Raw genomic sequence first — 17,419 nt, 5'->3', positions numbered from 1 at the left:
CTGACCGGAAGAAGAAAAGCGTCAGGCATCGCTGAGGCGCCACGGCGGGAAGCGGCGCATCTCGCCGGCCTGGTAGAGGCAGACGACGTTGCCTGCGGGGTCGCGCAGCCGCGCCTCGCGCCACCCCCAGGTCTCGTCGCGTGGTTCCTGGTCGAACGCGAAGCCCTGGCTGCGCAGGAAATCCACCTTCAGATCGAGATCGCCGCATTCGAAATAGACCACCGGCTTGCCCGCGATCTCGTCCGCCGCCTCGATCGAGAAGGTCGCGCCGCCCTCGGTCTCGAAGCGGGCGTAGCGCGGCTTGGAGCGGACGATCTGCTTGAGCCCGAGCAGCCGGTAGAAATGCTCGCTCGCCGCGAGGTCCTCGGCGGGGACGGTGACCTGGTTGAGCATCGGCTCGAAGCGGGTGAGGTTGAGGTCGAGCCGCACGCCCTGCTGCGCCATCGGGCCATGGCCCTGCCCCAGCCCCGGCGCGTCGCGCATCGCCATCCGCACGAAGCGCCGCGCGCGCGTCACGGCCTCGACCAGGCTCCAGTCCTTGGCGAGCTCGACCGCGATCGCGCTCGACAGCGTGCAGCCGGTGCCGTGGGTCGACTCGCCGTCGATCCGCGCGTTGGTCCATTCCACTTCGGGCGGCTCGCCGCTGCCGTCAGGACAAAAGAGCCGGTCGGTGACTTGGCGGCCCTTGGCGTGGCCGCCCTTGACCAGCACCGCGCAGCCGCGCCGCGCGACGAGGCTGCGCGCGCTCTCGCGTTGCCGCGCCTTGTCGACCGAGGACATGCCCGAGAGCGCCTTCAACTCGGGGAGGTTGGGCGTGCAGACGGTGCTCAAGCGCATCAGCCGCTCGAAGGCGGCGATGGTGGCGTCGTCGGCGAGGCTGGCGCCCGATGTGGCAACCATCACCGGATCGAACACGACGGGCACGCCGGGCAATTCCTCGAGCTTCTCCGCCAGCATCAGCGCGGTCCGCGCCGAGCCGATCATGCCGACCTTGATCGCGTCGACGCCCAGGTCGCGCACCACGGCGTCGATCTGCGCGGCGACGACGTCGGTCGGGATCGGGTGAACCGCGTCGACGCCCTGGGTGTTCTGCGCAGTGACGGCAGTGATCGCGGTCATCGCATGGCCGCCGAGCATCGAGACGGTCTTGATGTCCGCCTGGATTCCCGCGCCGCCGCCCGAGTCCGAGCCGGCGACGATCAGGACGCGCGGGATCATGCGCGCCCCCGAAGCGACACTGGACGAACCGACTCATGCATGACGTGCATGGCGCTTGCCTCTCGCACAGATCGGCCCCCCAGCGACAGGGGGCAAATGATCAGCCTTGGAACTTCCTCGCGGTGGAGGCGGGGTTGTTCCTGAGCGCCTTGCCCACGCGCGTCGGCCGATCGAGCAGCTCGCCGCCGCAATTGGGGCAGGCATCGTCGAGCGCCTCGGCGCATTCGGCGCAGAAGGTGCATTCGAACGAGCAGATGAACGCGCTGCCCTCGTCGGCGGGCAGGTCGGTGCCGCAGCGTTCGCAATCGGGGCGCATCTCGAGCATCGCGGCGATCCTTAGGCGCATCGCGACTGCGAGGAAAGCGCTAGGGTTCGCGCGCGACGAGCGGGAGAGTGCGGCGATGATGTTCGCGAAACGGCTGCGGGAAGGGGTGAGGTCCGGGCGGATCACCTGCTCGGTGCGGATCTGGCAGCGGCCCAAGGTCAAGACGGGCGGCGTCTATGCGGTCGAGGGTGGGCACATCGTCGTCGAGGCGATCCGCGAGATCGTGATGGAGGACGTCACCGAGGAGCTGGCGCGCCGTTCGGGGTTCGACGGAATCGGCGACCTGCTCGAGACCGCGAGGCACGGGCCGGGGACGAACGTGTATCTGGTGGAGTTCCGCTTCGTGGGGACGGAGGGTTGAGGGAGTCGACCCGGTCAGGGTTAGTCAGCCATCATCCCGGCGAAAGCCGGGATGATGGTCGAGAGGTCCGGGGCACGTGCTTCGTCACCCCAGCAACCCCTCCACCCACGCCGGCACCAGCACACCCGCCGGCCCTCGGCGGCTCTCGCCGAACCAGCCGCTGCCCTCGGACGGATCGAGGTTCATCTCAAGCGTCTCGGCGCCATGGTAGCGCGCGGTCTGGACGAAGCCCGCGGCGGGATAGACTGCGCCCGAGGTGCCGATCGACACGAACAGGTCGGCACGCGACAGCGCCGCTTCGATCCGCTCCATGTGATAGGGCATCTCACCGAAAAAGACGATGTCGGGCCGCAGATACGGCGCCCCGCAGGCCTCGCAGCGCGACCGCGGCGGCAGCGAACCCCGCCAGACCACGCGGTCCCCGCACGCCGCGCACAGCGCCGAGAGCAGCTCGCCATGGATGTGCACCATCCGCTTCGAGCCCGCGCGGTCGTGCAGGTCGTCGACATTCTGCGTGACCAGCAGCAGCTCGCCCGGCCATTCGGCATCGAGCCGCGCGAGCGCATGGTGCGCGGCATTGGGCTCGACCTCGCCCAGCTTCGCCCGCCGCTCGTCGTAGAAGCGATGCACCAGCTCGGGGTCGCGCGCGAGCGCCTGGGGCGTGCAGACATCCTCGACGCGCTGCCCCTCCCAAAGCCCGCCGGGCCCGCGGAAGGTGGCGACGCCGCTCTCGGCCGAGATGCCCGCGCCGGTGAGGATGACGATGTTCCGGATTTCGCGCATGCCGCCCCGATAGCGCAGTCAGAGCGCCCGGAACATCACCAGCGCATCGACGAACCCCAGCCGCGGATGCCGGAAGGCGCCGGGGAGGGTCCCCACCAAGTCGAACCCCATCGCCTGCCAGAGATGGACCGCGGGCGCGTTGCTGCTCACCACGAAGTTGAACTGCATCGCGCGGAAGCCCATCGCGCGCGCCGCTTCCAGCGAATGCGCGCAGAGCGAACGCGCCAGCCCACGCCCGCGCGCCTCCGGATGCACCGCATAGCCGGCATTGGCGACATGGCTGCCCGGCCCCGGCTGGTTCGCGCGGACATAGGCGGTGCCGAGGATGCGCCCCGCCTCCGCCGCCACGAACACGCTTCGCCCCGGCCCGCCCCAATAGGCCAGCGCCTCCGCCTCCCCCATCGCCGAATCGAGCGCATAGGTCTCGCCCTCGCGGATGATCGGCTCGAGCACCGTCCAGATCCCTCGCGCGTCGGCAGGCGTGGCGGGGCGGATCTCCATGCCCGCGCCATGCGCCAGCCCGGGGTGAAACGAAACCCCTGTCGCCGGCCCGCGCGCTGTGCCAGAGCGGCGGCCATGACGAGCATCGGCATCTACGGCAGCCAGGGGAAGATGGGCCAGGCGATCGCGGGCGTCGCGCCTTCGCTGGGCGCGCGGCTCGCGGGCGGCGCCGATGCGGGCGACGATCCCGCCGGCCTCGCGCGCAAGGCCGACGTCCTCGTCGACTTCTCGACCGCGAGCGCGATCGAGGCGCACCTCGCCGCGGCCGTCGCCGCGCGCACGCCGATCGTGATCGGCACCACCGGCCTCACCCCGCGCCACCACGCGCTGATCGACGCCGCCGCCGACGACATCGCGGTGCTCCAGACCGGCAACACCTCGCTCGGCGTCGGGCTGCTCGCGCGGCTGGTGCGCGAGGCGGCGGCACGGCTCGGATCCGAATGGGACGTCGAGATCGTCGAGATGCACCACCGCGACAAGATCGACGCGCCCTCGGGCACCGCGATCCTGCTCGGCGAAGCGGCGGCCGAGGGCATGGGCACCACGCTCGCCGAGGCCGCGGTGATCGGGCGCGAGGGCCTCACCGGCGCGCGCGCGACCGGCACGATCGGCATCTGCAGCCTGCGCGGCGGCTCGGTGGTCGGCGATCATAGCGTGATCCTCGCGACTGCCGGCGAGCGGATCGAGCTGATCCACCGCGCGCAGGACCGTGCGATCTTCGCGCGCGGCGCCGTCCAGGCAGCGCTGTGGCTCGCGGGGCAGGAGCCCGGGCGCTACACGATGGACCAGGTGCTGGGGGTGTGAAGAAATCCGACATCGTCGAGTTCTTCTCCCGGCTCGCGGCCGACAATCCGCATCCCGAGACCGAGCTCGAATCGGTCAACGACTACACGTTGCTCGTCGCCGTCGTGCTCTCTGCCCAGGCGACCGACGCCGGCGTCAACAAGGCGACGCGCAGGCTCTTCCAGGAGGTGGACACGCCGGCGAAGATGGTGGCGCTCGGCGAGGACGCGCTCAAGCAGCACATCAAGACGATCGGGCTGTTCAACACCAAGGCGAAGAACGTCATCGCGCTCTCGCGGGCACTGATCGCCGACCATGGCGGCGAAGTCCCCGCCGACCGCGACGCGCTCGAGAAGCTCCCCGGCGTCGGCCGCAAGACCGCCAATGTCGTGATGAACGTCGCCTTCGGCGCGGAGACCTTCGCGGTCGACACGCACATCTTCCGCGTCTGCAACCGCACGCGCCTCGCACCGGGCAAGACGCCGCTCGCGGTCGAGAAGGGACTCGAAAAGGCCGTGCCCGAGCCGTTTCGCGTACACGCTCATCACTGGTTAATTTTGCACGGCCGATATGTGTGCAAGGCTCGGACTCCCGAGTGCTGGCGCTGCCCGGTGGCGGATCTCTGCCCCTACCAGCCCAAGACACCGGCGCCGAAGCGAGCCAGGGCCGACACCTAGGAGGAAGCTATGCGCCTGATTCTGACTGCCGCCGCCCTGCTGATCGCCGCCGCGCCCGCGCCTGCCCCGCAGAAGAAGGATGCGGTTCCCGTGGCCACGCCCGACGGCAAGCCGGTCTCGTGCATCATCGGCCGCCAGATCCGCCAGACCTATGTGCGCAGCGACAATGTGATCGATTTCGAGATGCGCGGGGGCCAGGTCTATCGCAACGAACTGCCCGGCGGGTGCCCGGGCCTCGCCAGCGAGAAGCGGTTCCTGCACAAATCGTCGATCGACGAATATTGCTCGGTCGACACGATCACCGTGCTCCACAGCCCGCCCATGATCGAAGGCGCGACCTGCGGCCTGGGCGAGTTCCAGCCGGTGAAGCTGGTGAAGCCGGCGAAATAGGCTCCGATCGCCGGCGCGGCCGAGGCGGCGCCGGCGAGCCACGAACCCACTGGCGCACCCGCGCGCGCTTTGCTACGCGCCGTCGCCCAGGCACCCGTAGCTCAGCTGGATAGAGCGCTGCCCTCCGAAGGCAGAGGTCACAGGTTCGAATCCTGTCGGGTGCGCCAGCTTCTCGAGCGCCCCGAGGTCGGGCCCGTCGTCGGCCGCCGCCTCGCTCCGCCGTTCCATTCCAAAGCAGAACCTTACTCCCCCAAAGCCAGAATTGGCTCGACAATTCCCACCATTTCGGTAGGGATTCCTTACCGGCCAAAATGACTGATTCGTCAAAGGGAGACTGACCATGTCATGCCGCCTCTCAAGAGGCTGCGCGCCGGTTCCAAGCGCGCGCCGCTGATCCGCTCCATCACCGCTCCGTCCTGACGTCGTAGCCGCCCGCGGCTGCGCGCGAGGGCCTTTTCACGCCACCTTCGGGCCCAGCGCCCGCGGGATCGATGCCGCATGCCTTCCGCACGCGGCCAAGCACCTAGGGGGTTCGCTTCACCATGACTTCTTCCCGCTACCGCCGGCGCCTGCTCGCCGCCGCCGCGCCGCTCGCGCTGTTCGCCGGCGAGGCGCAGGCGCAATCCGCCGGCACCGTCGCCGCCGCCGCCTCGGCCACCGACGAGACCGCGAACGACACCACCGCCGACAATGACGCCGGTGCCCAGGGCACCGACATCATCGTCACCGCGCGCCGCCGCGAGGAGCGCGCGCAGGACGTGCCGATCGCGCTCAGCGTCGTCTCGGGCGACACGATCGAGCGGACCGGGCGCACCAACCTGCTCCAGATCGCCGAGCTCACGCCCAGCCTCACCATCCGCAGCAACAATGCGCGCAACACCTTCGCCAACATCCGCGGCCTCGGCTCGAACTCGGACCAGAACGACGGGCTCGAGGTCGGCGTCGGCTTCTATGTCGACGACGTCTATTACGGCCGCATCGGCGCCTCGCAGTTCGACCTGATCGACCTCGACCGCGTCGAAGTGCTGCGCGGGCCGCAGGGCACGCTGTTCGGCAAGAACACGACGGCGGGCGCGATCAACATCACCACGCGCGCGCCGAGCTTCGACCCCGAGTTCCGCGCCGAGGCAAGCCTGGGCGAGCGCGGCTACCACCAGGTCCGCGCCTCGGCCTCGGGCGCGCTGATCGCCGACAAGGTCGCGGCGCGGCTCACCGTGTCGGACACGCATTCGGACGGGCTGCTGCGCAACGCCTACAACGGCCGCGACGTCAACGACTTCGACAATTTCACCGCGCGCGGCCAGTTGCTGATCAAGCCGGCCGACACGATCACCGTGCGGCTGATCGGCGACTATTCGAAGCAGACCTCCTATTCGCGCGCGTCGAGCATCGTCGGCGTCTTCACCAAATACGCCAATGGCGCGACGGTCTCGAACAACTTCTACGACCGCGTCGCGCGCGCCGGCTACGTGCTGCCGTACGACCCCAATGATCCCTTCGCCAAGGTCGTCGACTTCGACGCGAACGTGCAGGCGAACATGGAAGGCTATGGCGGCTCGGCGAAGGTCGACTGGGACCTGGGCGGCGCGACGGTCACCTCGGTGACCGCCTATCGCTGGTGGGACTGGTACCCGCTCAACGACCAGGACAACACCTCGCTCAGCATCAACATCCGCGGCGGCACCACCAACTGGCAGCGCCAGTTCAGCCAGGAGCTGCGGCTGAGCTCGAACGGCACGCGGGCGATCGACTATACCGTCGGCCTCTATTATTTCTGGCAGGTCATCCACGGGCTCGGCCAATACCAGCTCGGGCCGCAGTACGCGGTGTGGAACAACCCCAGCGCCAACCGCACGCTGGCCAACTACGCCTATACCAACTTCGAATCGGACTCGATCATCGAGCCCAGGACCAAGAGCTATGCCGCCTTCGGCCAGGCGACGTGGAACATCAGCGACGCGCTCAAGCTCACCGCGGGCCTGCGCTTCACCCATGAGGACAAGACCGGGCTGTTCGACCAGAAGACGGTCGCCGGCAACGACCTGAGCCTGCTCTCGACCGCCGATCGTGCGACGGCGCAGGGCCTGCGCGACGCGCTCTATCCGGTGGTCCGCTATACTGTGGCGACCAGCGACGACAAGCTCACCGGGCAGATCAACCTCGCCTACAAGCTCGCGCCCGACGTGCTGGCCTATGCGAGCTATTCGCGCGGCAGCAAGTCGGGGGGCATCAGCCTCGGCACGCTGCCTGCGGGCGTCTCGCCGGTGGTCAGGCCCGAGACGGTGAATGCCTGGGAAGTCGGCCTCAAGAGCCAGTTCTGGGACCGCAAGGTCACCTTCAACACCGCCGCCTTCTGGACCGACGTGGAGAACTACCAGGCGGCGATCACCGAGAATATCGGCAACACCACCTCGTTCCGCCGCTACATCTCGAACATCCCGGGCGTGCGCTCGCGCGGGCTCGAGGGCGACCTGACGATCGCCCCGAGCCGGGCGATCAGCTTCACGGCCTCGGCCGCCTATATCGACGCGACCTACAAGCGCTACACCAACGCCCAGAACGCGCCCGACCGGCGCAACGTCAGCGAGATCCAGGACCTCTCGGGCCAGAGCCTCGCGAACAGCCCCAAGTTCGTCTACACGCTCGCGACCGACCTGACCCAGCCGATCGGCGACGACGACGAGGCCTATGCCCGCGTCGACTACACGCATCGCTCGTCCTACGACACGAGCGGCAGCTGGTCGCAATATACGCTGATCCAGCCCTATGGCGTGCTCAACGCGCGCATCGGCTTCCGGATAAGCGACGGCAAGTTCGACCTGTCGTTCTGGGCGCGCAACCTGCTGAACGAGAAGTATTTCACTGCGCTCAGCGCGGCGAACAACGGCCTGATCACCGGCAACATCGGCGACCCGCGCACGCTCGGCGCCACCTTCCGCACCAGCTTCTGATTCCCAGGGAGAACTTCCATGCTCGAGAGACGTGATTTTCTGCGCGGCGGCGCTGCGCTCGGCCTCGGCGGCGTGTTCATGGGCGGCGTCGCCTGGTCGCGCCCGTCGGACGCGGTCCGCACCATCCTGCCTTCGGCGAGCCACGACACGCTCGCGCTCAAGGTGCTGCTCGACAAGCCGCCGAGCGACGTGCCCGTGCTCAAGATCGACGGGCGCGAGGTGAAGGCGCAGAAGATGGACAGCGACGGCTATGCCTGGGGCTTCGTCCAGAAGGGGCTGAAAGGCGGCACCCGCCACGACCTCGCGCTCACCGACGGGCGCGGCGGCGCGCTGCGCGAGCCTTGGCAGCTGAGCACTTTGCCCCCACTCGACTCGCGCCCCGAAAGCTACCGCGTGCTGTTCTTCACTTGCGCCGGCGGCGAGGAAGCGCTGGGGCCGGACCAATACCTTCCCCAGGCCGTGCGCCGGGCATTGCTGGACCGGGCGCTCAGTTATGCGCCCGACCTCGCGATCGCCAACGGCGACCATGTCTATTGGGACCAATGGACCACGCAGCGCTACGCCAAGAACCCCCAGCGCGGCGCGCAGACCGCAGCGTTCCAGCGCAGCATCGCCTGGATCGACGAGGACACCGCCTTCGATTCGGACACCAACCGCCGCTCGGTCAACACGATCGTCGGCCGCCAGATCGCCGCGCTCTACGAGGATCGCTTCGCCTCGGTGCCCTTGCTCTTCATCACCGACGACCATGATTATTACGAGAACGACAATGCCGGCACCTGGGGCTATGCGTTCCCGCCGCGCCCGTTCACGCTCGCGCTCCAGCGCCGTACCGCCGCGCTCGCCTATCCCTTCGCGCTGCACCGGCCGCAACTGCCCGCCTATCAGGCCGAGACGCTCGAGACGGTGCGGATCGGCAAGCTGCTCGAGCTCGCGCTGTTCGACTGCCGCCGCGGCTGGTCGACCGACGGCAAGGGCGTGCTCTTCCCCGACGTCGAGAAGCTGATCGTCGACCGGCTGCGGACGTCGGAAGCAGCGCAGTACGTCCACGTCCCCTCGAACCCCTTCGGCTGGTCGAAGGGCGCGCTCGGCGAATGGTACGGCGACTTCCCGCCGGGCGAGACGCCGCAGGTCAACGACAAGCGCTACTGGCAGCAGAGCTGGTTCGACCAGCACCAGCGGCTCGCCAGGGCGCTCTCCTCGCAGAAGGGCCGTGCGGCGGTGACGATCTCTGGCGATCTCCACGCCAGCGGCGCGACGAAAATCACGCACAGCGGCGACCTCGACCTCAGCGCCAACCCGATCAACGCGCTGCTCGCGGGTACGATCGGCACCGCGAAGAACGGCTTCCCGAGCAGCGCGCGCGGCGCCTTCCCCTTCACGCCCGCCGCGCTGAAGGCGACCGACATCAACAAGCTCGAGGAGCGCAACGGCTTCACCTTGTTCGACGTGACCGCCGACAAGATCGTCGTCCGCCAGTTCCGCTGGCGCCCGCCCGAGCCGGTCGCGGCGATCGCGAGCCTCGAGCCCTATGACACCTTCACCATCGAACGGCCGGCGTGACCATGCGGCGCAGGAGCCTGATGAAGGCATTGAGCGCGGCCTCGCTGGTCGCGGCGGCGGGGCCCCTTTCGGCCTCGCCGTCGCCCGCGGCCCGGCGCCACCTCGTCGCCGGGCTCGAAGCCTGGAAGCTGCCGGTCAACCACCGCGGCGACTGGCTGGTGCTGCGGTTGAGGACCGAGTCCGGCCTCACCGGCATCGGCGACGCGTCGCACGGCGGCACCGACGCGAAGACGGTCGCCTATCTCAGGCGCTTCGCCGAGCTGCTGCGCGGACGGAGCATCTTCGAGGTCGAGGCCTTCCGCCAGGCCGTCGCGCCGATCCTCGCGCAGGAGCCCGGCGCCTCGGCGATCGTCGCGGCGAGCGCGCTGGAGCATTGCCTGTGGGATTTGATGGGCAAGGCGCTCGGCGTGCCGACCCACGACCTGCTCGGCGGCGCGGTGCACGCGCGCATCCCGCTCTACGCCAACATCAATCGCTCGACGCTGCCGCGCACTGCCGATGCCTTTGCGGCGATGGCGGCGCGCGCGGTGGGCGAGGGCTTCTCGGCGGTCAAGCTCGCGCCGTTCGACGAAATGCCCGCCGACGTGTCCCGCACGAACGACGTGACGCCGCTCATCGACCAGGGCGTCGCCCGCGCCGAAGCCGTCCGCGCCGCGATCGGGCCGAAGCGCAGGCTGCTCCTCGACGCGCACAGCCGCTTCACCGGCGCCGAGGGCCTCGCGCTCGCCAGCCGCCTCGAGCCGCTGGACCTCTACTGGCTCGAGGAAGTCACCCCCGCCGAGCCGATTGAGCCCCTCGCCGCGATCAACCGTGCGGCCAGGATGCCCACCGCCGGCGGCGAGTCCGTCCGCGGCGTCGCGGGCTCCTACCCTTATATCCGCGCCGGCGCGGTCGACATCGTCATGCCCGACGTCAAGATCTGCGGCGGCATGCTGGAGCTCAAGAAGATCGCCGCGCTCGCCGAAGCCGCGGGGCTCGCCGTCTCGCCGCACGGCCCCGCGAGCCCGGTCGGCAACCTCGCCGCCGCGCAGGTCGCCGCGACCTTGCCCAACTTCACCATCCTCGAACATTCGTTCGGCGAAGTTCCCTGGCGCGCCGAGCTGATCACGCCGTTCGAGACGCTCGACCGGGGCGCGATGGTGCTCGCCACGGCACCCGGCTTCGGCGCCGCGCTCAACCCACAGGCGCTGGCGAAATACGGCAGCCCGATCTGAGGGCTGCCCACGGGCTCATACCAGCGTATGCTATCCTCCGGCGCTTCGCTGCACGAAATGTTGCGGAGCCGGAAGGAGCAGGCATGCGGAGGACGAAGCGAAGGATGCAGCGATGCCGGTGATCCGCCGGCCCCTGCTCCTCGGCGTCGCGGTCGTGCTGGCGCTGGTGATCTTCGCGATCGACTATTGGAGCCCGCTCGACGGCGCGGTGGCGGTGCTCCAGACTGCGGTGATCCTGCTCGTCGCGCCGCTCGGCCGCCGCTTCGTCGTCGGCGCGGGGCTGAGCGCGGGCACGCTCGCGATCGTCGCCTTCTTCGGCGGGCACATGCATTCGATGTCGGAAGGCGCGCTCTCGCGGCTCGGCGTGAGCCTCGTCGCGATCCTGATCACCACCCTGCTCTCGCTGCGCGACCGCTCGACGCGCACCACGCTCGGCGAGCAGGCGCGCATCCTCGAGCTGTCGCACGATACCGTGGTGATCCGCGACCGCGGCGACGTGATCCTCTATTGGAACGATGGCGCCGAGCATCTCTACGGCTGGCCGCGCGTCGAGGCGCTGGGCAAGCGCTGCAACGAGCTGCTCCAGAGCAGCTTCGCCGCCGCCGAGGTGGATGCCGCGATGGAACGCGAGGGCCATTGGTCGGGCGAAGTCACCCGCACGCGGCGCGACGGCAGCCGCGTCGTGCTCGCCAGCCGCTGGCTACTGCGCCGCGATCCCGAAGGGCGGCCGGTCGGCATCATCGAATCGAGCGCCGACCTCACCGAGGCGCGCCGCGCCGACGCCGAGCGCCGCTCGTCCGAGCAGCGCTTCCGCACCATCTTCGAATCCGCCGGCTTCGCGACCTGGGAGTCCGACTGGTCCGAGACGCTGCGCATCGCCACCGAGGACGTGCCCGACGGCCAGCCGATCGAGCCCTGGCTGGTCGCGCGCGCCAGCCTCACCCAGGCGGCGATGGCCGCCGCGGTGATCCGCCAGGTCAACCAGGCCGCAGTCGAGCTGTTCGACGCCGAGGCCGCGGGCCAGCTCGTCGGGTCGAGCATGTGCGAACGCTATTTGCCCGAGGCGATGCCCGCGGTCGCGCAGATCCTCGCCGCGCTTGCCGGCGGCGCCGACGAGGCCGAGAGCGAGATGCGGCTGCTCACGCTCGGCGGCCGCGTGATCGACGTGGTGGTGCGCGTCAACGTGCTCCCCGAGAGCCATGAGGGCTCGCACATGCTCGTCACCGCCTATGACGTGACCGAGCGCAACGAAGCGCGCGCGCGGATCGAGCAGACCTCGGCCGAGCTCGCGCATGCCGCGCGCGTGTCGATGCTCGGCCAGCTCGCTGCGTCGATCGCGCACGAGGTCAACCAGCCGCTGACGGCCATCGTCAACTACGGCAAGTCGGCCAAGCGCTGGCTCTCGCGCGACGAGCCCGATCTCGGCGAGCTCGACCTCTGCCTCGACCGGATCGTCTCGAACAGCACACGCGCCGCCGACGTGATCGGCCGCGTCCGCGGGCTCGCGCGCAAGGCCGCGCCGCAGACCGAGCCGCTCGACCTGATCGAATTGAGCGAGGAAGCGATGGCGCTCGTCCAGCGCGAGGCGCGCGCCGCGGGGGTGACGATGCGGCGGCTCAACGGCGAGGCGCCTCCGCTCGCCGCGGGCGACCGCGTCCAGGTCCAGCAGGTGCTGGTCAACCTGCTGATGAACGGCATCCAGGCGATGCGCGACGTGCGCGGCGGCCGGCGCGAGCTCAGCGTCGCGATCGGCGAGGCCGACGCCATGCTCCGCGTCGCGGTGGAGGACAGCGGCACCGGCTTCGCGGGCGACGGCGCGCAGCGGATCTTCGAGCCCTTCTTCACCACCAAGGAAGACGGCATGGGCATGGGCCTGTCGATCTGCCGCTCGATCATCGAGGCGCAGGGCGGCCGGATCATGGCGAGCAACAACGACGGGGAAGGCGCCACCGTCGCCTTCACCTTGCCCCTCGCGACGGCCGAGCCGCATGCGCTGGCCCAGCCCCCTTCTTTGATATGATAGCTAGCTGCATGAAAAAGCCCGATCCTCTGGCAACATCGCGATTCTCGCGACAGGAGTGAGCCGAGTGCCAAGTGGTTCCGTGATCTGCATCGTCGACGACGACGAGGAAGTGCTCGACAGCATCGGGACCTTCTTCCGCTCGGCGGGCATCAATGTGCGCAAGTTCGGCGCCGCCGAGGCGCTGCTCGCCTCGCCCGAGCTGCAGACGATGAACTGCCTGATCACCGATCTCCACATGCCGGGCATGGACGGGCTCGACCTCCAGCGCGAGTTGCGCCGCCAGGGCCGCGCGGTGCCGGTGATCCTGATGACCGCCTTCCCCACCCCCGAGGCGCGCGACGCCGCGGCGCAGCTTGGGATCGCCTGCTTCGTGACCAAGCCGACCGACCCCGAATCGCTGCTCGACCAAGTGACTGCGCTGCTCGACGCCTGAAGGAGCCCGAGATGACCGCTGCCGACACCGCCCTGATCTGCGTCGTCGACGACGATCTCGACGTGCGCGAGTCGCTCGACAATCTGCTGCGCGCCTCGGGCTATCGCGTGCAGACCTTCGCGGGGCCCGACGAGTTCCTCGCCTGTGACGAGGCCGATACGGCCGCCTGCCTGGTGCTCGACGTACGGCTGAAGGACGCCAATGGCCTCGATTTCCAGGATGCGCTCGCCGAAAGCGACAGCCCCGTCTCGGTGATCCTGATGAGCGGCCACGGCGACATCCCGATGACCGTGCGCGGGATGCGCGCGGGCGCGATCACCTTCCTCCCCAAGCCCTTCGAGGAAGAGGCGATGCTGACGGCGATCGGCGAAGCGGTCGAGCGCGATCGCACGCGCCGCGCCGAGCGCCAGGCCGTGGCGACGCTGCGCGCGCGCTTCGAGACGCTCACCCCGCGCGAGCGCGACGTGCTCGGATTGGTCGCGGCGGGGCTGATGAACAAGCAGATCGCCGGCCGGCTGGAGGTCAGCGAGATCACGATCAAGATCCATCGCGGCAACCTCATGCGCAAGATGGAGGCCGAGTCGCTCGCCGATCTCGTCCGCATGGCCGAGACGCTCGGCGTACGCGAACCGATCTCCCGCTACCACCGCGATTGAAAAAGGTCACTTTCCAATCGGGTAGGCGTCGAACTTTCCAAGTCTCGGCGACAGCGCATTGTAAGCATTTTTCCGAATGAACCTGGCATTCAGTCAGGATTAACCATCCGAAACTGAGGTATGATTTCGCATGACCCTAGTTGTGCCCATTCTGTCGGCGCAACTTGGAGTATTGACTCATGCTCAAATCGACTGAGCAGCCCTTGGCATATTCGATCGTCACCGATGCTCATCCTCGTCGAGACGAGTCATGATCCTCTGCGACGCTTATGTCGTCGAGGATGACGCTGCCGTCCGCGCCTCGCTGACCACCTTGCTGTCGCTCCGCGGCGGGCTCGAAGTGCGCAGCTTCACCGACGGCGCCGCCTTCCTTGCCGCGGCCGACGTGCTTCCCGATGGCGTGCTGCTGCTCGACCAGCACCTCCCCGGCATCGGCGGGATCGAGCTGCTCGACGCACTGGGCGAGCGCCGCGCGCGCTTCCCGACGATCCTGCTCACCGGCGACGGCGACCTGGGCCTCGCGATCCGCGCGATGGAGGCGGGCGTGCGCGAGTTCATCGAGAAGCCGCATGATTCGCGCGTGTTGCTCCAGGCGGTCGACGAAGCCTGCGACGACATCCACGGCGACGCCGGCGCGGCCGGGCGACAGGCCGAAATCCGGGCGCGCATCGCCCGGCTGAGCCTGCGCGAGCGCCAGGTGCTCCGCGCACTGGCCCGCGGCCAGTCGACACGCGCGATCGCCGACGAACTCGGGATCAGCCCGCGCGCCTGCGAAGCCGATCGCGCCGGGGCGATCGAGAAGCTCGGCGCGCGCAACCTTGCGCAAGCGGTGATGATCGCACACAGCGCGGGGCTGCTCGCCGCCGATTGAGCCGCGCCGCCAATGCGCGCATACGCTCGACGCCAATTCTATCAGTCGCCATCCCCGCGAAAGCCGGGACCCAGGGCAGCAAACCGCCTCGCCCGTGGCCCTGGGTCCCGGCTTTCGCCGGGATGACGGTTGGTGGATCACGGAGAACGCAACGATGATCGAAATCGCCGGCGAAGGCCTCACCGCGCTGATCAACCCGTTTGGCGCCGAGCTCAGCCACCTGCGCGACGCGGCGGGCAACGAGCTGATGACCGACGCCGATCCCGCTTATTGGACCGGCCGCGCGCCGCTGCTCTTCCCGATCGTCGGCGCGCTGAACGGCGGCGTCTATCGCCACGAGGGCAAGCAATATGCCCTCCCCCAGCACGGCTTCGCGCGGCGCCGCTCCTTCGCGCTCCTTGACCAGGCGCCGAATCGCGCGCGCTTCCGGCTGACCGACGACGAAGCGACGCGTGCCGTCTACCCCTTCGCCTTCGCGCTCGACGCGGACTTTGCAATCGAAGGTGCGACGCTGACGATCGCGATCACCGTCGCCAACCGCGGGGATACCGAGATGCCCGCGAGCTTCGGCTTCCACCCCGCCTTCGCCTGGCCGCTCCCCTATGGCGCGCCGCGCGAGGCGCATGCGATCACGTTCGACGCCGACGAGCCCGATGCGCTGCGCCGCGTCGAAGGCGGCACGATCCTGCCCGAGACCTTCCCGTCGCCGCTCGACGGCCGCACGCTCCACCTCGCCGACGACCTCTTCACCCATGACGCGCTGATCTGGGACCATCTCCGCAGCCGCTCGGTCACTTATGGCGCGGCGCAAGGTCCCCGGCTCGAGATCGCCTTCCCCGACACCCGGCTGCTCGGCATCTGGACCAAGCCCGGCGCGCGCTTCGTCTGCATCGAGCCTTGGCACGGCCTCGCCGACCCACAGGGCTTTACCAGCGAACTCCGCGACAAGCCGTGGATCGAGCATTTCGCCCCGGGCGAGTCCCGCACCTACACCATGATGGTGACGCTACGAGGGTGACGCGCGGCGCATGAGGCGCTAGGGCGCCCGCGCAATGACACAGATCGACAGCCGCCGGACCTTCGCGATCATCTCGCACCCGGACGCCGGCAAGACCACGCTCACCGAAAAGCTCCTCCTGTTCGGCGGCGCGATCCACCTCGCCGGCGAAGTGAAGGCGCGTGGGCAAGCCCGGCGCGCGCGCTCGGACTGGATGAAGATCGAGCAGCAGCGCGGCATCTCGGTCACCAGCTCGGTGATGACCTTCGAGCGGCCCAATGCCGACGGAAGTGTGATCACCTTCAACCTGCTCGACACGCCGGGCCACGAGGATTTCAGCGAGGACACCTATCGCACGCTGACCGCCGTGGACTCCGCGGTGATGGTGATCGACGCCGCCAAGGGCATCGAGCCGCAGACGCGCAAGCTTTTCGAAGTCTGCCGGCTGCGCTCGGTGCCGATCATCACCTTCGTCAACAAGGTCGACCGCGAGGGCCGCGAAGTCTTCGCGACGCTCGACGAGATCGCCGACACGCTCGCGCTCGACGTGGTGCCGATGACCTGGCCGGTCGGCATGGGCGGGCTGTTCGAGGGGATCTACGACCTCGTCTCGAAGCGCCTGCTGCTCCCCGAGGGCGACAGCCGCGAATTCCACGGCAAGGTGGTGCAGACGACCGGGCTCGACGATCCGCAGCTCGACGCGATCCTCTCGCCGCAGGGCCTCGCCAAGCTGCGCGAGGATGTCGAGCTGGCGAGCGTCGGCTATCCCGAGTTCGATGCCGGCGCGTACCGCCACGGCGACCTCACCCCGGTCTATTTCGGCTCGGCGCTCAAGGAGTTCGGCGTCGATTCGCTGATCGAGGCGATCGCCGGCTTCGCGCCGCCGCCGCGCCCCCAGCCCGCCGAGCCTGCAGCGGTGGAGCCGAGCCGCGACGAAGTCACCGGCTTCATCTTCAAGGTCCAGGCCAACATGGACCCCAACCACCGCGACCGCATCGCCTTCATGCGGCTATGCTCGGGCACCTTCAAGCGCGGCATGAAGCTGACGCCGACCGGGCACGGCAAGCCGATCGCGATCCACTCGCCGATCCTCTTCTTCGCGAGGGAGCGCGAGCTCGCCGACGAGGCCTTCCCCGGCGACATCATCGGCATCCCCAACCATGGCGTGCTGCGCGTCGGCGACACGCTGAGCGAGAAGGCCGACGTCCGCTTCACCGGCCTGCCCAATTTCGCGCCCGAGATCCTGCGCCGCGTCCAGCTGAAGGACCCGACCAAGACCAAGCAGCTCCGCAAGGCGCTCGACGACATGGCCGAGGAAGGCGTGACGCAGGTCTTCTATCCCGAGATCGGCTGGAACTGGATCATCGGCGTGGTCGGCCAGCTCCAGTTGGACGTGCTGCTCAGCCGCCTCGACGCCGAATACAAGGTCGCCGCCGCGCTCGAGCCCGCACCGTTCGACACCGCGCGCTGGATCTCGGCCGAGGATCCCGCCGACCTCAAGGCGTTCATGGACCTCAACCGCGGCGCGATGGCCAAGGACCGCGACGGCAACCCGGTGTTCCTCGCCAAATCGGCCTGGGAAGTCGGCTATATCGTCGATCGCTACCCCAAGGTGAAGTTCGCCGCGACGCGCGAGCGGTAGGGTTGTTTGGAAATGCGCCTCCCGGCGCATG

At 69.0% G+C, this 17,419-nt stretch carries 17 protein-coding genes and 1 tRNA gene; 14 read left to right on the top strand and 4 right to left on the bottom strand.

Annotated features, from left to right (window positions below; translation table 11 throughout):
* Positions 1 to 21: 21 nt before the first annotated feature.
* Positions 22 to 1,218: a bifunctional hydroxymethylpyrimidine kinase/phosphomethylpyrimidine kinase gene (gene thiD / locus J7495_RS05750; protein WP_294055264.1), complete on the bottom strand. Its 1,197-nt coding sequence runs from the start codon at positions 1,216 to 1,218 to the stop codon at positions 22 to 24.
* 100 nt (positions 1,219 to 1,318) lie between these two features.
* The gene (locus J7495_RS05745; RefSeq protein WP_294055262.1) at positions 1,319 to 1,543 is read right to left on the bottom strand and encodes a DUF1272 domain-containing protein; all 225 of its coding nucleotides are present in this window, start codon (positions 1,541 to 1,543) and stop codon (positions 1,319 to 1,321) included.
* Positions 1,544 to 1,619: 76 nt separating this feature from the next.
* Between J7495_RS05745 and J7495_RS05740 the strand changes: the two genes are divergently transcribed.
* On the top strand, positions 1,620 to 1,904 hold the full coding sequence (locus J7495_RS05740; RefSeq protein ID WP_294055260.1) for a hypothetical protein: 285 nt from the start codon (positions 1,620 to 1,622) through the stop codon (positions 1,902 to 1,904).
* 84 nt (positions 1,905 to 1,988) lie between these two features.
* Here J7495_RS05740 and J7495_RS05735 read toward each other — a convergent pair whose 3' ends face one another.
* Both J7495_RS05735 and J7495_RS05730 read right to left on the bottom strand, forming a co-directional pair.
* On the bottom strand, positions 1,989 to 2,687 hold the full coding sequence (locus tag J7495_RS05735) for an NAD-dependent deacylase (RefSeq protein ID WP_294055259.1): 699 nt from the start codon (positions 2,685 to 2,687) through the stop codon (positions 1,989 to 1,991).
* Positions 2,688 to 2,705: 18 nt separating this feature from the next.
* Positions 2,706 to 3,188, bottom strand: coding sequence for a GNAT family N-acetyltransferase (locus J7495_RS05730; RefSeq protein ID WP_294055257.1), 483 nt, complete (start codon positions 3,186 to 3,188; stop codon positions 2,706 to 2,708).
* A 75-nt stretch (positions 3,189 to 3,263) separates the two neighbouring features.
* Here J7495_RS05730 and dapB point away from each other — a divergent pair, with 75 nt between their 5' ends.
* From dapB to J7495_RS05665, 13 genes are all read left to right on the top strand, one after another.
* The gene (gene dapB / locus J7495_RS05725) at positions 3,264 to 3,992 is read left to right on the top strand and encodes a 4-hydroxy-tetrahydrodipicolinate reductase (RefSeq protein WP_294055255.1); all 729 of its coding nucleotides are present in this window, start codon (positions 3,264 to 3,266) and stop codon (positions 3,990 to 3,992) included.
* Positions 3,989 to 4,648, top strand: coding sequence for an endonuclease III (gene nth, locus J7495_RS05720; protein ID WP_294055253.1), 660 nt, complete (start codon positions 3,989 to 3,991; stop codon positions 4,646 to 4,648). The genes dapB and nth overlap by 4 nt, the downstream gene beginning before the upstream one ends.
* A gap of 9 nt (positions 4,649 to 4,657) precedes the next feature.
* Positions 4,658 to 5,038, top strand: a complete 381-nt coding sequence (locus J7495_RS05715; RefSeq protein WP_294055251.1) for a hypothetical protein — start codon at positions 4,658 to 4,660, stop codon at positions 5,036 to 5,038.
* Between the two features lie 90 nt (positions 5,039 to 5,128).
* A tRNA-Arg gene (locus J7495_RS05710) sits at positions 5,129 to 5,205 on the top strand.
* Between the two features lie 375 nt (positions 5,206 to 5,580).
* On the top strand, positions 5,581 to 7,989 hold the full coding sequence (locus tag J7495_RS05705) for a TonB-dependent receptor (RefSeq protein ID WP_294055249.1): 2,409 nt from the start codon (positions 5,581 to 5,583) through the stop codon (positions 7,987 to 7,989).
* Positions 7,990 to 8,007: 18 nt separating this feature from the next.
* Entirely contained in the window at positions 8,008 to 9,552 is a 1,545-nt protein-coding gene (locus J7495_RS05700) for a twin-arginine translocation signal domain-containing protein (RefSeq protein WP_294055247.1), read from the top strand.
* Positions 9,553 to 9,572: 20 nt separating this feature from the next.
* Positions 9,573 to 10,766 (top strand): mandelate racemase/muconate lactonizing enzyme family protein, encoded by a 1,194-nt coding sequence (locus tag J7495_RS05695; RefSeq protein ID WP_294055246.1) that lies wholly within the window; start codon positions 9,573 to 9,575, stop codon positions 10,764 to 10,766.
* A gap of 118 nt (positions 10,767 to 10,884) precedes the next feature.
* Positions 10,885 to 12,786: an ATP-binding protein gene (locus J7495_RS05690; protein WP_294055245.1), complete on the top strand. Its 1,902-nt coding sequence runs from the start codon at positions 10,885 to 10,887 to the stop codon at positions 12,784 to 12,786.
* Positions 12,787 to 12,853: 67 nt separating this feature from the next.
* Entirely contained in the window at positions 12,854 to 13,222 is a 369-nt protein-coding gene (locus J7495_RS05685; protein WP_294055243.1) for a response regulator, read from the top strand.
* 11 nt (positions 13,223 to 13,233) lie between these two features.
* The gene (locus tag J7495_RS05680) at positions 13,234 to 13,878 is read left to right on the top strand and encodes a response regulator (RefSeq protein ID WP_294055241.1); all 645 of its coding nucleotides are present in this window, start codon (positions 13,234 to 13,236) and stop codon (positions 13,876 to 13,878) included.
* Between the two features lie 250 nt (positions 13,879 to 14,128).
* Positions 14,129 to 14,749, top strand: a complete 621-nt coding sequence (locus J7495_RS05675) for a response regulator (RefSeq protein ID WP_294055239.1) — start codon at positions 14,129 to 14,131, stop codon at positions 14,747 to 14,749.
* A 154-nt stretch (positions 14,750 to 14,903) separates the two neighbouring features.
* Positions 14,904 to 15,767, top strand: coding sequence for an aldose 1-epimerase family protein (locus J7495_RS05670; protein WP_294055237.1), 864 nt, complete (start codon positions 14,904 to 14,906; stop codon positions 15,765 to 15,767).
* Between the two features lie 34 nt (positions 15,768 to 15,801).
* The gene (locus J7495_RS05665) at positions 15,802 to 17,388 is read left to right on the top strand and encodes a peptide chain release factor 3 (RefSeq protein ID WP_294055235.1); all 1,587 of its coding nucleotides are present in this window, start codon (positions 15,802 to 15,804) and stop codon (positions 17,386 to 17,388) included.
* The last annotated feature ends 31 nt before the right edge of the window (positions 17,389 to 17,419 follow it).

It is taken from the genome of Sphingomonas sp. (assembly GCF_017745215.1).
Lineage (GTDB): Bacteria > Pseudomonadota > Alphaproteobacteria > Sphingomonadales > Sphingomonadaceae > Sphingomonas.
Note: the sequence above shows the minus strand (reverse complement) of the source record. Positions and strands in the feature narration are given on the sequence as shown.